The organism is Microbacterium sp. 2MCAF23 (assembly GCF_052115565.1).
In the GTDB taxonomy this organism is placed as follows: Bacteria; Actinomycetota; Actinomycetes; order Actinomycetales; family Microbacteriaceae; genus Microbacterium.
On sequence record NZ_JBFRGY010000015.1, the window covers coordinates 10,760 to 27,020 of the forward strand.

14 protein-coding genes are annotated in these 16,261 nt (G+C 71.7%); 10 read left to right on the top strand and 4 right to left on the bottom strand.

Annotation, left to right across the window (positions count from 1 at the left end):
- Nucleotides 1-89: 89 nt before the first annotated feature.
- From AB4078_RS15475 to AB4078_RS15500, 6 genes are all read left to right on the top strand, one after another.
- Nucleotides 90-3,854: an efflux RND transporter permease subunit gene (locus AB4078_RS15475; RefSeq protein ID WP_441977863.1), complete on the top strand. Its 3,765-nt coding sequence runs from the start codon at nucleotides 90-92 to the stop codon at nucleotides 3,852-3,854.
- The gene (locus AB4078_RS15480) at nucleotides 3,851-5,218 is read left to right on the top strand and encodes a sensor histidine kinase (RefSeq protein WP_441977864.1); all 1,368 of its coding nucleotides are present in this window, start codon (nucleotides 3,851-3,853) and stop codon (nucleotides 5,216-5,218) included. Before AB4078_RS15475 ends, AB4078_RS15480 begins: the two co-directional genes overlap by 4 nt.
- The gene (locus AB4078_RS15485) at nucleotides 5,215-5,910 is read left to right on the top strand and encodes a response regulator (RefSeq protein WP_440732532.1); all 696 of its coding nucleotides are present in this window, start codon (nucleotides 5,215-5,217) and stop codon (nucleotides 5,908-5,910) included. The genes AB4078_RS15480 and AB4078_RS15485 overlap by 4 nt, the downstream gene beginning before the upstream one ends.
- Before the next feature lie 22 nt (nucleotides 5,911-5,932).
- Nucleotides 5,933-6,538 carry a dCTP deaminase gene (gene dcd / locus AB4078_RS15490; RefSeq protein WP_233311902.1) on the top strand — a complete coding sequence of 202 codons (606 nt, stop codon included), beginning with the start codon at nucleotides 5,933-5,935 and terminating at the stop codon, nucleotides 6,536-6,538.
- Between the two features lies 1 nt (nucleotide 6,539).
- On the top strand, nucleotides 6,540-7,319 hold the full coding sequence (locus tag AB4078_RS15495) for a hypothetical protein (RefSeq protein ID WP_441977865.1): 780 nt from the start codon (nucleotides 6,540-6,542) through the stop codon (nucleotides 7,317-7,319).
- Between the two features lie 103 nt (nucleotides 7,320-7,422).
- Nucleotides 7,423-8,637 carry an MFS transporter gene (locus tag AB4078_RS15500; RefSeq protein ID WP_440732529.1) on the top strand — a complete coding sequence of 405 codons (1,215 nt, stop codon included), beginning with the start codon at nucleotides 7,423-7,425 and terminating at the stop codon, nucleotides 8,635-8,637.
- A gap of 228 nt (nucleotides 8,638-8,865) precedes the next feature.
- Here the strand turns inward: AB4078_RS15500 and AB4078_RS15505 are convergent, their stop codons facing one another.
- Both AB4078_RS15505 and AB4078_RS15510 read right to left on the bottom strand, forming a co-directional pair.
- Nucleotides 8,866-9,783 (bottom strand): helix-turn-helix transcriptional regulator, encoded by a 918-nt coding sequence (locus tag AB4078_RS15505; protein WP_440732528.1) that lies wholly within the window; start codon nucleotides 9,781-9,783, stop codon nucleotides 8,866-8,868.
- Nucleotides 9,784-9,888: 105 nt separating this feature from the next.
- Nucleotides 9,889-10,830, bottom strand: a complete 942-nt coding sequence (locus AB4078_RS15510; RefSeq protein ID WP_441977866.1) for a hypothetical protein — start codon at nucleotides 10,828-10,830, stop codon at nucleotides 9,889-9,891.
- 155 nt (nucleotides 10,831-10,985) lie between these two features.
- On the opposite strand from AB4078_RS15510, the gene AB4078_RS15515 reads away from it, so the two are divergent.
- Together AB4078_RS15515 and AB4078_RS15520 are read left to right on the top strand one after the other, a co-directional pair.
- A complete protein-coding gene (locus AB4078_RS15515; protein WP_441977867.1) occupies nucleotides 10,986-11,552 on the top strand; it encodes a MarR family winged helix-turn-helix transcriptional regulator in 567 nt (188 codons plus the stop codon).
- Between the two features lie 355 nt (nucleotides 11,553-11,907).
- On the top strand, nucleotides 11,908-12,339 hold the full coding sequence (locus tag AB4078_RS15520; protein WP_441977868.1) for a MepB family protein: 432 nt from the start codon (nucleotides 11,908-11,910) through the stop codon (nucleotides 12,337-12,339).
- A gap of 47 nt (nucleotides 12,340-12,386) precedes the next feature.
- On the opposite strand, the gene AB4078_RS15525 is transcribed toward AB4078_RS15520, so the two are convergent.
- A complete protein-coding gene (locus tag AB4078_RS15525) occupies nucleotides 12,387-13,802 on the bottom strand; it encodes an MFS transporter (protein WP_441977869.1) in 1,416 nt (471 codons plus the stop codon).
- Between the two features lie 215 nt (nucleotides 13,803-14,017).
- Between AB4078_RS15525 and AB4078_RS15530 the strand changes: the two genes are divergently transcribed.
- Both AB4078_RS15530 and AB4078_RS15535 read left to right on the top strand, forming a co-directional pair.
- Entirely contained in the window at nucleotides 14,018-14,560 is a 543-nt protein-coding gene (locus AB4078_RS15530; RefSeq protein WP_441977870.1) for an MOSC domain-containing protein, read from the top strand.
- 6 nt (nucleotides 14,561-14,566) lie between these two features.
- Complete coding sequence (locus AB4078_RS15535; protein WP_441977871.1) at nucleotides 14,567-15,127, top strand: ATP-dependent endonuclease; 561 nt, start codon at nucleotides 14,567-14,569, stop codon at nucleotides 15,125-15,127.
- Between the two features lie 185 nt (nucleotides 15,128-15,312).
- Here the strand turns inward: AB4078_RS15535 and AB4078_RS15540 are convergent, their stop codons facing one another.
- Nucleotides 15,313-16,248: an NAD(P)/FAD-dependent oxidoreductase gene (locus AB4078_RS15540; protein WP_441977872.1), complete on the bottom strand. Its 936-nt coding sequence runs from the start codon at nucleotides 16,246-16,248 to the stop codon at nucleotides 15,313-15,315.
- Nucleotides 16,249-16,261 lie beyond the last annotated feature (13 nt).

Here is a 16,261-nt window from a genome sequence, read left to right on the forward strand (position 1 = left end):
GTGGTGCGCGGTTGGCTGAAGGTACGGCTCGTCGCAGCCCGCGGCAGTCGCGGTGCCCCTGCGCCCGCCCGTGATCGCCTGGAGGATCCGTGACCCCGCTGACCCGACTCAGCCTCGCCAACCGCGCCGTCGTGGCCCTGTTCACCGTGCTCATCGTCGGAGCGGGCCTGTGGGCCACCGGCAGCATGAAGCAGGAGCTGCTGCCGTCGATGTCGCAGCCCGCGGCGGTCGTCCTCGTGACGAAGCCCGGTGCCTCGGCCGAGACCCTCGACCACGATGTGGTCAAGCCGCTGTCAGATGCGCTCGGTTCCGTGACCGGGGTGGACGAGGTGCGCACGAGCACCTCGAGCGGCAGCGGGCAGCTGACCGTGAACTGGGCGTTCGGCCGCGATGACACCAAGATCCTCGCCGATCTCAAGGCCGCCGCGTCCGCCGCCGGATCCGCCGCGGACGGCGTGCACACCGAGGTCTACGCGGGCAGTTCCGCCGACATCCCGGTGCAGAGTCTCGCGATCACGGGTGACGGCGACGTCGGCGCCCTTGCCGAGCGGGTGGACAAGACCCTCGTCCCTGCGATCGAGCACGTGCCGGGTGTGCGTGCGGTGCAGGTGTCGGGCCGCGCCTCCGAGCGCGTGCTCGTGACCCTGGATCCGGCCAAGCTGTCGGCGCGCTCGATCGATGCGGCCGCGGTGTCGGGGATTCTGCGGACCGCCGGCGTCGTGGTGCCGGCGGGCACCAGCAGCGACGGCACGCGCGCCATGGCGATCGAGGTCGGCCAGGAGGGTACCTCGATCGAGCGCCTGTCGGCGATGCCGATCCCGACGATGCAGGGGCCTGTGCCGCTGTCCGAGGTCGCGACGGTCGAGCTCGCCCCCGTCCCGCAGCGCACGATCTCGCGCGCCGACGGCCGTCCCGCGCTGAGCCTGACGATCACCAAGACGCCCGAGGCGAACGCCGTGCAGGTGTCGCATGCGGTGACGGCCGCGGTCGCGAAGGCGCTGCCCTCTCTCGGCGCGAACGCCGCGAGCTCGGTGCTGTTCGACCAGTCCACGATGATCGAGAAGTCGACGCACGACCTCGCCGTCGAGGGCGGCCTCGGCCTCGTGTTCGCGGTGCTGATCATCCTGGTCTTCCTGCTCTCGCCCAAGGCCACCGTGATCACGGCCGTCTCGATCCCGCTGTCGCTGCTCATCGCGGTGATCGGGCTGCGCGTCGGCGGGTTCTCGTTCAACGTGTTCACTCTCGCCGCGTTGACCGTCGCAGTCGGCCGCGTGGTCGACGACTCGATCGTCGTCATCGAGAACATCGCGCGGCGACGCGGATCCGCGCCGCTCACCCCTGGCGATGTGCTGGCCGCGGTGCGCCAGGTGGCCGGCGCCGTGACGGCGTCGACGCTGACGACGGTGGCGGTGTTCCTGCCGGTCGCCCTCGTCGGCGGCATGGCGGGGGAGCTGTTCCGGCCGTTCGCCCTGACCGTGACCATCGCGCTGCTGGCCTCGCTGCTGGTGTCGCTGACGATCGTGCCCGTGCTCGCGTACTGGTTCCTGCGCCGTCCGAAGAGGGGCGCCGTCGCGGAGGCCGAGGCCGCGGATGCCGAGCACGCGACGATGACCGCCGTCGAGGGCACGGATCCCGCGAATACCGCCGTTGCAGATCCGCATCAGGCCGGCACGTCGGGCGTGACCGCCGCGGGCGCTGAGGCGGCGGCGCAGGATCCCGCCGAGCGCGTCACGCGCATGCAGCGGGCCTATCTGCCCTCGCTGCTGTTCGCGCTGCGCCGGCCGGTCACGGTCGTGCTGATCTCGGTGGTGGTGTTCGCCGGCACCATCGTGGCGGCGACCTTCCTGAAGACCGACATGCTCGGCAGCTTCGCCGACGAGCGCGCGGTGACCGTCACCCAGACGATGCCGCTGGACACGACGCTCGCGGTGTCGGACAAGGCGGCGACCGCGCTGGAGAAGAAGGTCCGCGATCTCGACGGGGTCGCCTCGTATCGCACCACGGCGGGGGAGCAGGGGGCGCCGGTCACACTCGACATCGTGATCGCGCCGGAGGCGGATCCGGCCGTCGTGCTCCCGCGGATCCGCACCGCGGTGGCCGGGCTCCCGGATGCCGACCGCATCACCGTGTCCACCCAGGCGACGCAGACCACGTCGTCGTCGATCGATGTGATCGTGAAGAGCCCCGATGACAAGGCGCTGGCAAGCGCCTCCGAGAAGCTCACGGCGGCTCTCGGCAAGGTGGACGGCATCGGCACGGTGAAGAGCGATCTCGCCGCGGATCTGCCCGTGCTGAAGGTATCCGTCGACCCCGCGCGCGCGGCGGCGCAGGGCTTCACCACCGCCGAGGTGGGGGCGGCGATCTCCTCCGCCGTCCAGGGCGAGCGACTCGGCTCCGTCAGCATCGACGGCACCGCCACGGATCTGGTGGTCCGTGCGCAGTCGACCGCGACGGATCCCGAAGCGGTCAAGGCGCTCACTCTGCCGATCTCGGCCCTTCAGGCCCAGAAGACGCAGAAGGACGCGGCGGATGCACTGCAGCGCGAGCAGGAGACGATGTCCGCCCAGGCGCGCACCGAGGCGGAGAACAAGGCCGACGAGCAGCTCTCCGCGCTCTACGACGCCCGCTCCTCCGGGGCGGCGGACCTGGCCGCGCTGCGCGAGCAGCTCGCGCAGCTGCTCGCCTCGCCGCCGCCCGCCGACCCCCAGCCGGCGACGCAGGGCCAGCTCAGCGCACTCGAGTATCAGAAGCTCGTGCAGCAGCTCACCCAGGCCGTGGCCGGGGCCGAGAGCGGGCTGACGGGCCTCGACGAGCAGATCTCCGCGGCGCGCACCGCGATCGCCGACGGGTCGCGCCAGCAGGCCGAGACCGACCGGCTCACGCAGGCGCAGCGCGACCTCGAGCACCTGCGCGCGACGCCGATCCGCGTCGGCGACATCGCTGCCGTGGAGGTGGTCTCGGCTCCCGCCACGATCACCCGGATCGACGGCGCTCGCGCGGTCACGATCTCGGCCACGCCCGCGGAAGGGGCCGACCTCTCCACGGCGTCGTACGGTGTGCAGACGGCGGTGGCGGGAGTCGACCTGCCGGCCGGCGTGAACCTGGACGAGGGCGGCGCCGCCGCCGAGCAGGCGCAATCGTTCGGCGAGCTCGGGCTCGCGATGCTCGCGGCGATCGCCCTGGTCTACATCGTGCTGGTGGCGACGTTCCGCTCCCTCGTGCAGCCGCTCCTCCTGCTGGTCTCGGTGCCGTTCGCGGCGACGGGGGCGATCGCGGGTCTGCTGATCACGGGGACCCCGCTCGGGATCCCGGCGCTCATCGGAATGCTCATGCTGATCGGGATCGTGGTCACGAACGCGATCGTGCTGATCGACCTCATCAACGAGTACCGCCGGAATGGCTCGGGACTCGACGACGCGGTCGTGCACGGGGCGCGCCTGCGCCTGCGGCCGATCATCATGACCGCGTGCGCGACGATCTTCGCGCTCATCCCGATGGCCCTCGGCATCACCGGCGGCGGGGCATTCATCTCGCAGTCGCTCGCGATCGTGGTCATCGGCGGTCTGGTCTCGTCCACGGTGCTCACCCTGTTGCTGGTGCCGGCGCTGGTCGTGCTCTACGAGCGCCGCGGGGATCGCAGGCAGGCGCGGAGGGAGCGTCGCGAGGCCCGTCGCCAACGCCGCAGCGCCGGTGTCGAGGTGTTCGAGACCGGGCAGGATCCGGCGTCGTCCGAGGCGGAGACGGTCGCCGTGCTGCCGCTGAGCGCCGGCGAGCCCGCGTCACGCTCGTCGCGCACGACCGCGGAGCGGGCGGCCTCGGCCGACCCGGAGGACCGTGGGAGACTGGCGACGTGACCGACGGCTCCGCGCGCGCCCTGGATCGCGCCGCGTCGCGCTGGCAGCGCCATCCGCACTGGGCCGACGCCCTCACGACGCTCAGCTGGGTCGTGCTGACGGTCGTGCCGATGCTCGGGACGGCCCCCGCGGGGGACCCGGTCGTCGTGCGGCCCGGCGGAGTCTGGGGCATCGGCCTGGGACTCGTGGTCGTGGCGATCGTCGCGACCATGATGGTGCTGTTCCGCCGGCGCAACCCGATGCTGCTGTACCTCGTGACACTGACGCTGCCGCTCGTGCTGCTGCCGTTCTGGCTGGATGTGGGGGCGTTCGCCGTCGCCTACGCGGTGTTCGCGATCGCCGTGTACGACCGGATGTCCCGCGCGTGGATCGCCGGCGCGGTCGCCTATGCGGTGACGCTGGCGCTGGGCGGTGTCCATCTGCTCACCGGGTTCGGGTTCGCTCCGGTGAACCGTTCGGGCTCGCGGCTGGACACGGCGTTGTCCTGGGCGGCGTTCGACCTGCTGCTGCTCCTGGTCGCACTGCTGTGGGGGCAGAACGCGGGAAACCGCCGCCGGTATGTGGCGGCGCTCGTGGAGCGGGCGCGGATCCTGGAGCACGAGCGTGATCAGGAGGCGCAGCTCGCCGCTCTCGCCGAGCGGTCGCGCATCGCCCGTGACGTGCACGACATCGTGTCCCATTCGCTGAGCGTGATCGTGCGGCTGGCCGACGGCACGAGGGCCATCTTCGACGCGGATCCCGACCGAGCGCGCGAGGCGGTGGGCCAGATCGCCGGAGTGGCGCGTTCCTCCCTCGACGAGATGCGGCGGGCGATCGGGGTGCTCGAACGGACGAACGGGCAGGAATCGACGCGCAACGGCACGGGTCTGGACGACCTGCCGCGCCTCGCCGAGGTCTACCGGGGGATCGGGCTGCCGGTGCGGCTGGATCTCGACCTGGGGCGCGCGGAGCAGGCGGTCGGCACCGGATCCGCGTCCGGCGCTGCGCAGGGGGTCCCGGCGGGTCTGCAGATGACGGTGTTCCGGGTCGTGCAGGAATCTCTCACCAACGCGCTGCGGCACGCCGAGACGCCGACCCAGGTGAGGGTCGAGGTGCGGGTGACCGCCGAGGCCATCCACGCCGAGATCCGGGACGACGGCGCGACGACCCCGGTCGCGCCCGAGGGTGCCCGCGCAGGGCACAGTGCTCCGCCGGAGCGTGTGCGCATGGAGGGATCCGAGCCCACGGCGCCTTCCGGCCGCGTGGGCCGGGGCCTGCTCGGGATGCGCGAGCGTGCCGCCCTCTACGGCGGTGCGCTCGAGGCCGGACCGGCTGTGCCACGGGGCTGGGTCGTGCGCCTGGCGTTGCCGAGGAGCGCGTCATGACCGCGATCCGGGTGCTCATCGCCGACGATCAGGCCCTGATCCGCGCCGGTCTTGCGATGGTGCTGGGCGCGCAGCCGGACATCGAGGTGGTGGGGGAGGCGCAGGACGGGATCGAGGCGGTGGCGCTCGCGACCGTGCACCGGCCCGACGTCGTGCTCATGGACGTGCAGATGCCCCGCAAGGACGGCCTGGAGGCGACCAGGGAGCTCGTGGCATCGGGCAGCGGGATCCGCGTCCTTGTGCTCACGACCTTCGATCTCGACGCCTATGCGTTCGGTGCGATCGACGCCGGCGCCAGCGGCTTCCTGCTCAAGGACTCGGATGCGGACGACATCGTCGCCGCGATCCGCGCCGTGGCCGCCGGCGACGCCGTGCTCGCACCAAGGGTCACCTCGGAACTGCTTCGGCGCTTCGGTGTGCTCAGCCGCGCCGCGGAGGACCCCGGCCGCCGCGCGAGGGACGACGACCGCGCCGCCGCCGCGGCGCGGCTGCAGGTGCTCACCGACCGTGAGCGCGAGGTCTTCGACGCACTGGTGCAGGGGCTGTCCAACGCCGAGATCGCGGAGAAGCTCTGGCTGAGCGAGTCCACGGTCAAGACCCATGTCGGCCGGGTGCTGCAGAAGCTCGGCATGCGTGATCGCGTGCTGGCGGTCGTCTTCGCGTTCCGCAACGGCCTGACCGACTCGCAGTGACGGCACCGACTACGCTGAAACCGTGCTGCTGAGCGACAGGGACATCAGGGCGGGGCTCGACGCGGGGCGGATCGGACTGGATCCGCTCGAACCGTCGATGATCCAGCCGTCGAGCATCGACGTGCGGCTGGACCGCTACTTCCGGCTGTTCGACAACCACAAGTACCCCTTCATCGACCCGGGCGAGGATCAGCCCGAGCTGACCAGGCTGATCGAGGTCGAACCGGATGAGCCGTTCGTGCTGCACCCCGGCGAGTTCGCGCTCGGCGCGACCTTCGAACAGGTCTCGCTCTCGGACGACGTGGCCGCGCGCCTCGAGGGGAAGTCGTCGCTGGGTCGCCTCGGACTCATCACGCACTCCACGGCCGGCTTCATCGACCCCGGCTTCACGGGGCACGTCACGCTCGAGCTCGCCAATGTCGCGACCCTGCCGATCAAGCTCTGGCCGGGCATGAAGATCGGTCAGCTGTGCTTCTTCCAGCTGTCCTCGCCGGCGGAGAACCCCTATGGATCCGGTCCGTACGGCAACCGCTACCAGGGGCAGCGCGGCCCGACCGCCTCGCGCTCCTTCCAGAACTTCCATCGCACCGACGTCGGAGTCACCGACGCGGGATCCACCGGAGGCTGACATGACCGCGGACGAGACGGATCCGACCCGGGACGAACCGTCCTCCGCGCCCGCACCGCCCGGTCCGTCGGTCGCGCCGACCCCGTCCGTCGTCCCTGAGCCGCCCGTCCACGATGCGCCCGAGCCCGGGCGTGCCGACGATCCGACGTCGCTCCCGCAGCCGGCACCGCTTCCTGGTGATGCCGATCCGGCGCCTGTGCCCGTGGAGAGCGAAGGGCTGGCGCGGATCCTCGCCGACCCCCAGATCGCGCCCGCCCGGGACGACGCCGAGCTCGCGCGACTGCTCGCCAGCCCTGAGGCGGCAGCGCCCGCGGAGGAGACTCCGGGCCTCGCCGCGATCCTGGCGGATCCCGACCCCGCGCTGTTCGGCGAGCCGGCCTCCGAGGCCCGGTCGGGCACAGAAGCCGCACCCGACACCGCGCAGACGACGGGGCACCCGTCGGCGCCGGGGGCCGCCGTGAGGCAGACCTGGGATTCCCGCCGCGACGCCAAGCCCCCGCGTGCCGACCCGACGCCCGCGGGCATGGTCCCCGCCCGCGACTCCGATCCGGTGCCGCCGACCGGACTGCCGCTTCCTGCGCTCCCGCCGGAGCGGCCAGGATCTCCGCCGTCGGCCCCCGAGGCGGGTAGAGGCGGCTACCCCGGCCTGGTGGCGCTGGTGTTCCTGATCCTCGTCGTGCTGCTGATCGGTGCGATCGTGCTGATCGCCGTGCTCATCGCGAACGCGGCCTGGCCGTTCCCGGTCGCCGCCGCGGTGCCGGCCGTGCTGCCGCTGCTCTGACAACCGCCGCGATCGAGCACGCCCGGATCCGATCCGGACGATCGGTCGGATCGGCCGGACGCACGGTCGGGCGCCGACCCCCGTCCTGCGCCAGGCTGGAAGCATGACCACCACCGCCCCTGTGCCCACGATCGCGGCTTCCGCCCCGCGCCGGCTGAACTACGGCGCCTTGCTCGCCATGATGGCGACGGCGTTCCTGCTCGTCACGGCGGAGTTCCTCCCCGGCGGCCTGCTCACCGACATCGCGGCCGAGATCGGCGTCACGCCCGGTCAGGCCGGGCAGATGGTCACCGTGACGGCGCTCGCCGGGCTCATCGTGGCTCCGACCATCGGCCTCATGCTGCCCCGCCTGGACCGCCGCTCCCTGCTGGTGTGGATGGCGATCGGCGCGGCCGTGTCGAACCTGATCGTCGCGGTCGCTCCGAACCTGCCGCTGCTGCTGGTCGCGCGCGTGCTGCTGGGCGCCGCGCTGAGTGGCTTCTGGTCGATGTCTGTCACGGTCGCCGCGCGGATCGCCGGTCCGGAGCGCCTGGGGCGGGCGATGATGTTCAACTCGGCGGGTGTGTCGCTCGCCACTGTGGCGGGTGTGCCGGCGGGCGTGCTGCTCAGCCAGGTGCTCGACTGGCGCGGGGTCTTCGGGATCGCCGCGGCGGCCAGCGCGGTGCTCGCCGTCCTGCTGCGGATCCTGCTCCCGAGCGTGCCCGCAGAGGGGGCCGCACGGCTGTCCACTCTGGTCGAGACGTTCCGCCGCCGCGGTATCGGCCTGGGCGTGGTGGGCCACGTGCTGGTGGTGCTCGGGCACTTCCTCGCCTATACGTACATCCGGGTCGCGCTCGAGCGCGTGCAGGAGGGCGGTGCCGCGATCACCGAGGGGACGATCATCCTGCTGCTCGCACTGTTCGGCATCGGCGGCTTCATCGGCAACATCGCGATCGGCGTGATCGTCGACCGCCGCTACCGCACGCTCGCCGTGATCACCCCGCTCGTGATCGCCGGCGCGGTGCTGCTGATGGACGCGATGACCGGATCCCTCTGGGCGATCGGCGTGGTGGCGTTCGTCTGGGGATTCTTCTTCGCCTCGTGGCTGCTGATCGTGAACACCTGGATCGGGCACCGCATGCCGGACCGGCTCGAGGCGGGCGGAAGCCTCGTGGTCATGGGATTCCAGGCGGCGATCATGACCGCTGCCGGCGTCGGCGGCCTGCTGGTGGACGGCATCGGGATCGCCCAGGTCTACGTGATCGGCGCGGTCGTGCTGGTGGTCGGAGCGCTGCTGTTCGGGGTATCGAGCAGGATCAGCGCCCGCGCGGATCGCTGAGCGGAGCAGCGCGCCGCAATTCTGGAGGACGATGGCAACTCTGCAGGAGGATCCGGGCGGATCCGTCCTGAGAAGTTGCCATCGTCCTTATTGCGGAATCACGGAAGCGTCCGGGCAGGAGCGGATGCGCCCGAGACGGATCCGGTCCGGGCGCGACAGCGAGCCGGACGTCGTCCGCGCCCGCGCGGATCGCTGAGCGGAGCAGCGCACCGCAATTCCGCGGGCGCGTCAGGCGGTGCGGGCCTCGCGCCACGCCGTCGGGGTCTGGCCCGTGCGGCGGCGGAAGGCGCGACTGAAGCCCTCGTCGGAGCTGTAGCCGAGGTCGCGGGAGATCTCGCTGACGAGACAGCCGAGCACGAGCCGGTCCTGGGCGGCGCGCATCCGCACCTCGGTCACGTAGCTCGCGGGCGAGGTGCCGAAGGCGGCGCGGAAGCGTTCTGCGAACACCGTCCGCGACATGGCGCCGACGCTGGCGAGACCCTCGACGCTCCAGTCGTTGCCGGGTGCGGCGTGGATCGCGTCGATCACCTTCTCCAGGAAGGGGTCGCTCGTGCGCGCCGGCCACCCCGCGGGGGCGCAGCCGTGCGCGGCCCAGGCGCGGATCACCGACGCGAGCACGGTGTTCGCCATCATGCGGCAGATCACGGCGTCGCCGTCGCGGCCGGCGGCTTCGAACGCGGCGGCGTCGACCGGCAAGGCCGTGAGATCGAGTCCGACCTGGGCGGCCAGCGCGGCCGCCGCCGGCTCATGGTGGGCGAAATCGCGCACGAGAGCCACGTCGGGCAGGGCGTTCGCGATGTGCGCCGCGTGCGGCACCAGCGTGAGGGTGGAGACGAGGATCCGGGTGCCGGGATCGGTCTTCACCGACATCGGCACGCGTCCCGGCGTCAGCATGGCGTCGCCCCGCGCGAGGGACATCGGCTTGTCGCCGCAGCGGGTGTGCACGGCGCCATCGATGACGTACACGATCGACAGCGCGTCACGGTCCAGCGCGATGGTCTCGGCCGGATCCGGCGCGATCCGCACCTGCCGCATCAGCCGCACGTCGACAGCCGAGAGAAGGGCATCGACCGCGCCGCCGGTGGGCGGGATCGCGCCCGGCACGACGACGGCGGGCGTCGTCCTGTCCGGGGCGAGAAGTGTCATGTGAAAGGGAAACCGAGGCCGCGCGGCCTCTATTCCGGCGGCCGGCGGAGGAGACGGGTCCGGCCCCTGCCGCGTGCGCGGACAGGGGCCGGAAGGGGAAGCGGATCAGCCGTCGTGACGACCGCCGTGCAGGTGGATGTGGATCTGCTCCGGCGTGTGCCGGTGGAATCCGCGGCGCGGGCCCATCCCGCGCTGGTGCTCGCCGTGCCGGTGCCCGCGCGGGCGCTCGCCGTGCTGACGCTCGCCGTGGGAGTGCTTGCCGTGCTGGTGCTCGCCGTGCTGACGCTCGCCGTGCGAGTGCTCGCCGTGCTGACGTTCACCGTCGGCGTGTCCGTCGCAACGGCGCTGGTGGCGGGCGTGCTCCTGACGGAGGTGCTCGCGCTGCAGCCACTCGCGGCCGAAGCCGGGGTGGTCGGCGAACCGGCCGAAGCCGGGGCGCTCGCCGAAGCCCGGACGCTCGCCGCCGGCGAAGCGCTCGCCGCGTCCGAAGCCGGCCTCGCCGTGTCCGAACCCGGCCTCGTGGCGGTGCTCACCGTGGCTGCGGCGGTGGTCGCCGTATCCGCGGTGGTGCCTGCGGTGGCCACGGCCGTGGCCACCCTCGCGGCGCTCGCCGGCGCGACGACGAGGCAGGCGAGTGCCCTCCTCGTAGCCGAGGCTGCGGGCGAGCTTCTCGAGGGAGCCCGTCATCGTGGCGAACTCGTCGGGCTCGAGGGCACCGGCGACCTGCGCGCGGATCTCCTCGACGGCGGTGGTCAGGCGAGCCTTGGCGGCCGTGCCGTCCGTGGTGAGCGCCCAGCCTTCAGCGCCGGGCTCGACCCAGCCGAGCGCGACCAGGCGGCGAACCTTGCCGGCCGGAAGCTCGCGGCCCGTCGGAACGGTGCCGTCGATGACGTTGAGGATCCGCCAGTCGCGGCGGGTGATCCCCTCGTCCTCGAACGCGGTGGCGAACTTGGCCGCCATCAGGCGGTCGACGGCGGTGATCCAGAAGCCGAACGGGCGGCTCCGGTCAGTGGGCGTGTTCTGTGTGTTGTTCTCTGCGGTGTTCATGCGAAGTCCTTCAGGTCTCGGGGCGATGACCGGCTGCTCGGCGCCGTTCGCGGCGGGGCTGCCTCTCCGGACTCTCCGGATCCATGTCATCTGCCATGTATATGCAGTGTGACATGCAATCCGGATCCATGTCAAGTCGCATGTAAAATCGGAGCATGCCTCACGATGCCGAGAACCCGGATCCCCTCGACGCGATCGTCGCGGCGCTCGGCCTACTGCGCGGTCGGGGCCTGCGCCCGCCGCGCGAGCATCGGCACGGGATGCACGATCCCGACTTCGGGCATGGTGGCGACGGATTCCGGGGCCGCGGCGGTCCGCACGTGCGCGGCGCGCACGGAGCCGCGCACGGGGATCCGCGCGCGCGCGGGGCGGGGCCGTGGGACGGTGCTCGCGGCGAGGCGCCTGCGCGGCTGCGCATGCTCGAGGCGCTGGCCCAGGGCCCGCTCAGCGTGAGCGCGCTGGGTGAGGCGATCGGCGTGGATCAGCCGCGCGCATCGCGCCTCGTGCAGCAGGGTGTGGAACGAGGCTGGCTGCTTCGCGAGGCGGACCCGGACGACGCCCGTCGTACCCGCATCGTGCTCACCGACGAGGGGCGGCGGATGGGCCGCGGCATCCGCGGCGACCGGCGCGAGGCGTTGCGCACGGCGATGTCGGCGCTGACGGCCGAGGAGCAGGCCGAGTTCGCCCGCCTGCTGGCCAAGGTCGCCGCCAACTGGCGCTGAGCGGCCGGTCGGTCGCTCAGGGCGCGGCGACCCCGCAGGGTCTCGCGGGGTCCGGCGGGTCCGGCGGGGCTATGCGACCGCTCCGCCGCGAGCCGAATCCGCTTCGGCCGGATCCGCTTCAGGTCGCACTTTCTGCTCTTCGGAGCCGCCGTTCGGCGCAGAAAGTGCGACCTGAGTGGAGAGAGTGCGACCTGAGTGGAGAGAGTGCGACCTGAGTGGAGAGATCGCGACCTGAACTGGCCGGGCGGAGGTCCGGGCCGCCGGATGTGCTCTGCCGAGATCGGGCCTGGGGCGCGTCGATCGAGGCATCCTTCCTCGGCCCAGGGCTGACGGCTCCGCAGGTTAGCGTGGCTGTATGCGTTTCACTGCCTTTGCGGCGTACTCGGCGGGGGTGGGCATGGCGGCCGAAGTCATCCCCGAGATGCAGAACAGCGACTACGAGTCCGGGATCGTCCAGATCTGCGACGAGGCCTGGCATATCCGTACCGCGCGTAACACTCCGACCAAGCCGGGCGCCTTCGTCGCGTTCTGGCAACGAGACGCTGAGGGGAGCACGGCGCCGTTCAGCGATGACGATCCCGCTGCGGGTCTGCTCGTCTTCGTGGAGCAGCAGGGTCGGAGAGGGGTGTTCCGGTTCACCGGCGCGCATCTCACGGAGCTCGGCATCACGGCGGGAAGGCGGCCGGGCAAGCGTGGCTTCCGGGTGTATCCGAGGTGGTGCACGGGCTTGAACGTCCAGGCCACGGCCACGCAACGTGCTCAAGCGCCCGCGTTCCAGGAGTTCTGAGCTCAGGTGGTGCTGGTGAGCCGATGGGTTGCGGCGGGCGATACGGCCTAGCGCGAGAGGTGGACGCTGCGCCGCGTCTCCTTCACCGGCAGAAGCAGGAGGAGGCCGGCGAGCAGCACCGCCACGATTCCGAGGATCCCGAACTTCGTGTTGCCGGTCAGCAGGATCAGCACCGTCCAGGCGCCCTGGGCGATCCAGCTCGCCGCCCGCCCCGTCGTGGCGTAGAGGCCGAAGACCTCGCCCTCGCGGCCGGCCGGGGTGACCCGGGCCAGGAACGACCGCCCTGCCGACTGCGCGGGTCCCACGAACGCGCACAGGATCAGGCCGCCGATCCAGTAGGCGATCCGCCCGGTGTCGACCAGGGCGAACACCGCGATGCCCGCGACGCACATGCAGGCGAGCGAGATGAGGATCAGCCGCTTCGGGCCCCAGCGGTCATCGAGACGCCCGGCCAGGATTGTGGACACACCCGCGATGAGGTTCGCGGCGACGCCGAAGATCACCAGCTCGATGAACTTGAAGCCGAAGACCGTGCTCGCGATCACGGCGCCGAACGTGAAGACCGCGCCCAGGCCGTCGCGGAACACCGCGCTCGCAACCAGGAACCAGAATGTGGTGCGAGTGCTCGGGTTGCGGTAGAGCCCGATCACGTCCTTCACGAGCAGCGCGTACGACGCGAAGAAGCCGACCTTCCGGTCCGCCCGTCCCAGCGACGGCTCCGGCACGTTCAGGAAGATCGGGATCGAGAACGCGATCGCCCACACCGCGCAGCCGACGGCGATGATGCGGAACGGCAGACCGCCGTCTGCGGAGAGCCCGAACCAGTCCGCCATGTAGAACACGATCACCAGCACGAGCGCGACGATGCCGCCCAGATAGCCGAAGCCCCAGCCGAGGCCCGAGATTCGTCCGACCGTCTTCGAATTCGCGATCGAGATGAGCATCGCGTTCGAGTTCACCGAGGCGATCTCGCTGAACACGACGCCGGCAGAGATCAGCGCGACGCCCAGCCAGAACAGAGACGGCGTCGGGGTGACGAACCAGAGCCCGAGCATGCACAGGATCAGGGCGCCGGTGCCGATGCCGAGCCACAGCTTCTGGCGGCCGGCCGCGTCGGCACGCTGTCCGAGCACGGGCGCGAGCAGCAGGATCGCGAAGCCGGCGATGGTACCGCCGAGCCCGAGGCCGCTCGTGAGCTCGGCGATGCCGGCGACCTTGGCCGGGTCCTTGTCGGCCAGCGAGGCGAGGTCGGTCGGCAGGAACGCGTCGGACGTCAGATACAGCGCGGTGAAGATGAAGGTCAGGATCACCGAGTGGAACGGCTGCGTCGCCCAATCCCAGAGCGCCCAGGAGTAGATCTGCTTCTTCGGCGCCGGCTCGTCACCGCGCAGCTCGAGGCCCACCACCGCGACGGCTCCGCTGTTCGCGGTCGCCTGGGGTTCGGGATGATCGCCGTTGCTCATGCAGGAAGTCTCGTGTGTGCCGGTGAACGAGAGGTAGCGGCGCGCCGATGCGCGATCCGCGGTCCTGTCGGCGCACTTCTGGTCGGTGGACTCCGTTCCGAACTCAGTCGATCCGGTTGATTCGAGTGCCTGATGCGGCGTAGCGGGCAGAATCGACTGAGTTCGAGACGCCGGACCGCGCCTCAGCGGTGAGGCGCCCGTGGCACGATGAACCCATGACGGGTCGAGTGGTCGCGGTTTCTACCAGCCCGGTGCACGGGTTCAGCAAATCCACGCAGGGCGAGATCGCACTGGTCGAGGGTGTGGGGGTCGCCGGCGATGCCCACGCCGGTCCCACGGTGCAGCACCGCTCGCGGGTCGCCGTGGATCCCTCGCAGCCGAACCTCCGTCAGGTGCACTTGATCCATGAGGAGCTCTTCGGCGACCTGGGTGCGGCGGGCTACGAGGTGGCGTCGGGGCAGCTGGGCGAGAACATCACGACCGGCGATGTGGATCTGCTGGCTCTGCCGGTCGGGACGAGGCTGCACATCGGATCCGAAGCGGTGGTCACCGTGACCGGGTTGCGCAATCCGTGCCAGCAGATCAACGACTTCCGGTCCGGGCTGCTGAAGCGGCTCGTGCATGCCGACGGTGAGGGCTCCGTGGTGCGGCTGGCCGGGGTGATGGGCATCGTCTCACGCGGTGGATCCGTGGTCCCCGGAGATGTGATCGAGGTCGAATTGCCGTCCGCGCCGCACTTTCCACTGACCCGGGTCTGATCGCCCGTGCTGCCCGTAGTGCTCGTGGAGGGGGACAGCGACAGGCTGGCCCTGATCGCCGCGGCAGAGCTGCGCGGCGACGGTGTCCGGGCGGAGGTGGTCTCGCTCGGTGGCATCACGAACCTGCGGTCCTGGCTGCAGCGGCGGGATCCGGCGGTGCCGGTGCTCGGCCTCTACGACGCGGCCGAGCTGCGCTACGTGCTCGGTGCCCTCATCGCCGCGGGCGTGCTGCCCGACGGCGAGACGGATCCGGCCGCCGTGACGCGCGTCGGCTTCTTCGGCTGCGATCGGGACCTCGAGGACGAGGTGATCCGCGCTGCCGGATCCGATCTGGTGCTGGCGACGTTGGCGGCGCGTGGCGAGCTCGCGCTGTTCCGGGTGTTCCAGGGTCAGCCTGCGCAGCGGGTCCGCTCCGTCGAGGCGCAGCTGCACCGATTCGCCGGCACGGCGAGCGGGCGCAAGACGCGGTTCGCGGCCGACGTGGTCGCCGCTCTCCCGATCGATCGGATCCCGGGTCCGCTCGTGGCGCTGCTCGACGCGGTCGCGGAGATCGTGGCGCGGGCCTGACGCCGTGAAGCCGCGGATGACCGACCGGATCCGGTGGATCTGGGGGCGGGCGGACGCGGACGCTTCTGGAGCGGGCGCTTCTGCAGGACGGATGCACGTTCCAAGGACGGATTCGCGGATTCCGTCCTGCAGACCTGCATTTCTCCTGCGGAGCTGCGCCCCGGGCCGGCCCGCCACGCGCCGGGTCAGTGGGCCGTGGCGACGCCGATCGAGTCGTGGATCATCACCGCGGCCACCCGCGCCCCGGCACCGGCGGCCACGATGAGCTGCTGCGGACCGGGCGAGGCGACGTCGCCCGCGGCGTAGAGTCCGGGCACGCTGGTGCGGCCCGCGCGGTCGGCAGCGAGGTGACCGTGCGCGTCGAGATCGGGCGCGAGTGCGGGCAGGAACGAGAGGTCGGTCTCCCATTCGGGGCGCACGAAGCCACCTTCGACGGCGTGCATGGATCCGTCGGCGAGGCGGATGCCGGTGAGCGCCCCGCGCTCTCCGTACAGCTCGGCGATCGGGCTGCGTTCGACCGCGATCCCGGCGGCCGCGAGCTCGGCCTCCTCCGCGGTGTCGACGGTGTCGGCGCCGTTCGTGAAGACCGTGAGCTCCTTCGTCCACCTCGCGATGAGCCGGGCCCGGGCGGCGAGGTCCGACGTCTCGCCGATGAGGGCGAGGGGGCGGTCCTGCAGCTCCCAGGCGTCGCACGCCGCGCAGCTGAACAGGCTCACACCGTAGAAGCCGCGCAGGTTCGGCACCTCGGGCAGTGTCTCGCGCAGGCCCGTGGCGAGGAGCACGCGATGCGCGGCGATCCGTACCTCGGGGGCGCGTCGGCCGATCTCGGCGACGAACCCGGATCCGTCGGCCTCGATCTGGAACACCCGCTCGCGGGTGCGGATCGTGACGTTCGGGTAGGCGGCGAGCTCTTCGCGCGCGATCCGCCGCAGCTCGTGCGGGGGTATGCCGTCGCGGGTGAGGAAGCCGTGCGAGATGAGGGTCGCGGCGTTGCGCGGACGATCCGCGTCGACCACGAGCACGCGCGCGAGGGAGCGGGCGAGGTTCAGCGCGGCCGAGAGCCCGGCCGGGCCCCCGCCCACGATGAGCACGTCGTAGACGTCGTCGATCGCGCCGGTCATGAGCTCGCCTCCT

Excerpts from the sequence above, each read along its gene's own strand:
- AB4078_RS15485 (WP_440732532.1), top strand. The coding sequence starts at position 5,215 with ATGACCGCGATCCGGGTGCTCATCGCCGACGATCAGGCCCTGATCCGC.
- AB4078_RS15495 (WP_441977865.1), top strand. The coding sequence starts at position 6,540 with ATGACCGCGGACGAGACGGATCCGACCCGGGACGAACCGTCCTCCGCG.
- AB4078_RS15500 (WP_440732529.1), top strand. The coding sequence starts at position 7,423 with ATGACCACCACCGCCCCTGTGCCCACGATCGCGGCTTCCGCCCCGCGC.
- AB4078_RS15505 (WP_440732528.1), bottom strand. The coding sequence starts at position 9,783 with ATGACACTTCTCGCCCCGGACAGGACGACGCCCGCCGTCGTCGTGCCG.
- AB4078_RS15510 (WP_441977866.1), bottom strand. The coding sequence starts at position 10,830 with ATGAACACCGCAGAGAACAACACACAGAACACGCCCACTGACCGGAGC.
- AB4078_RS15515 (WP_441977867.1), top strand. The coding sequence starts at position 10,986 with ATGCCTCACGATGCCGAGAACCCGGATCCCCTCGACGCGATCGTCGCG.
- AB4078_RS15520 (WP_441977868.1), top strand. The coding sequence starts at position 11,908 with ATGCGTTTCACTGCCTTTGCGGCGTACTCGGCGGGGGTGGGCATGGCG.
- AB4078_RS15525 (WP_441977869.1), bottom strand. The coding sequence starts at position 13,802 with ATGAGCAACGGCGATCATCCCGAACCCCAGGCGACCGCGAACAGCGGA.
- AB4078_RS15530 (WP_441977870.1), top strand. The coding sequence starts at position 14,018 with ATGACGGGTCGAGTGGTCGCGGTTTCTACCAGCCCGGTGCACGGGTTC.
- AB4078_RS15540 (WP_441977872.1), bottom strand. The coding sequence starts at position 16,248 with ATGACCGGCGCGATCGACGACGTCTACGACGTGCTCATCGTGGGCGGG.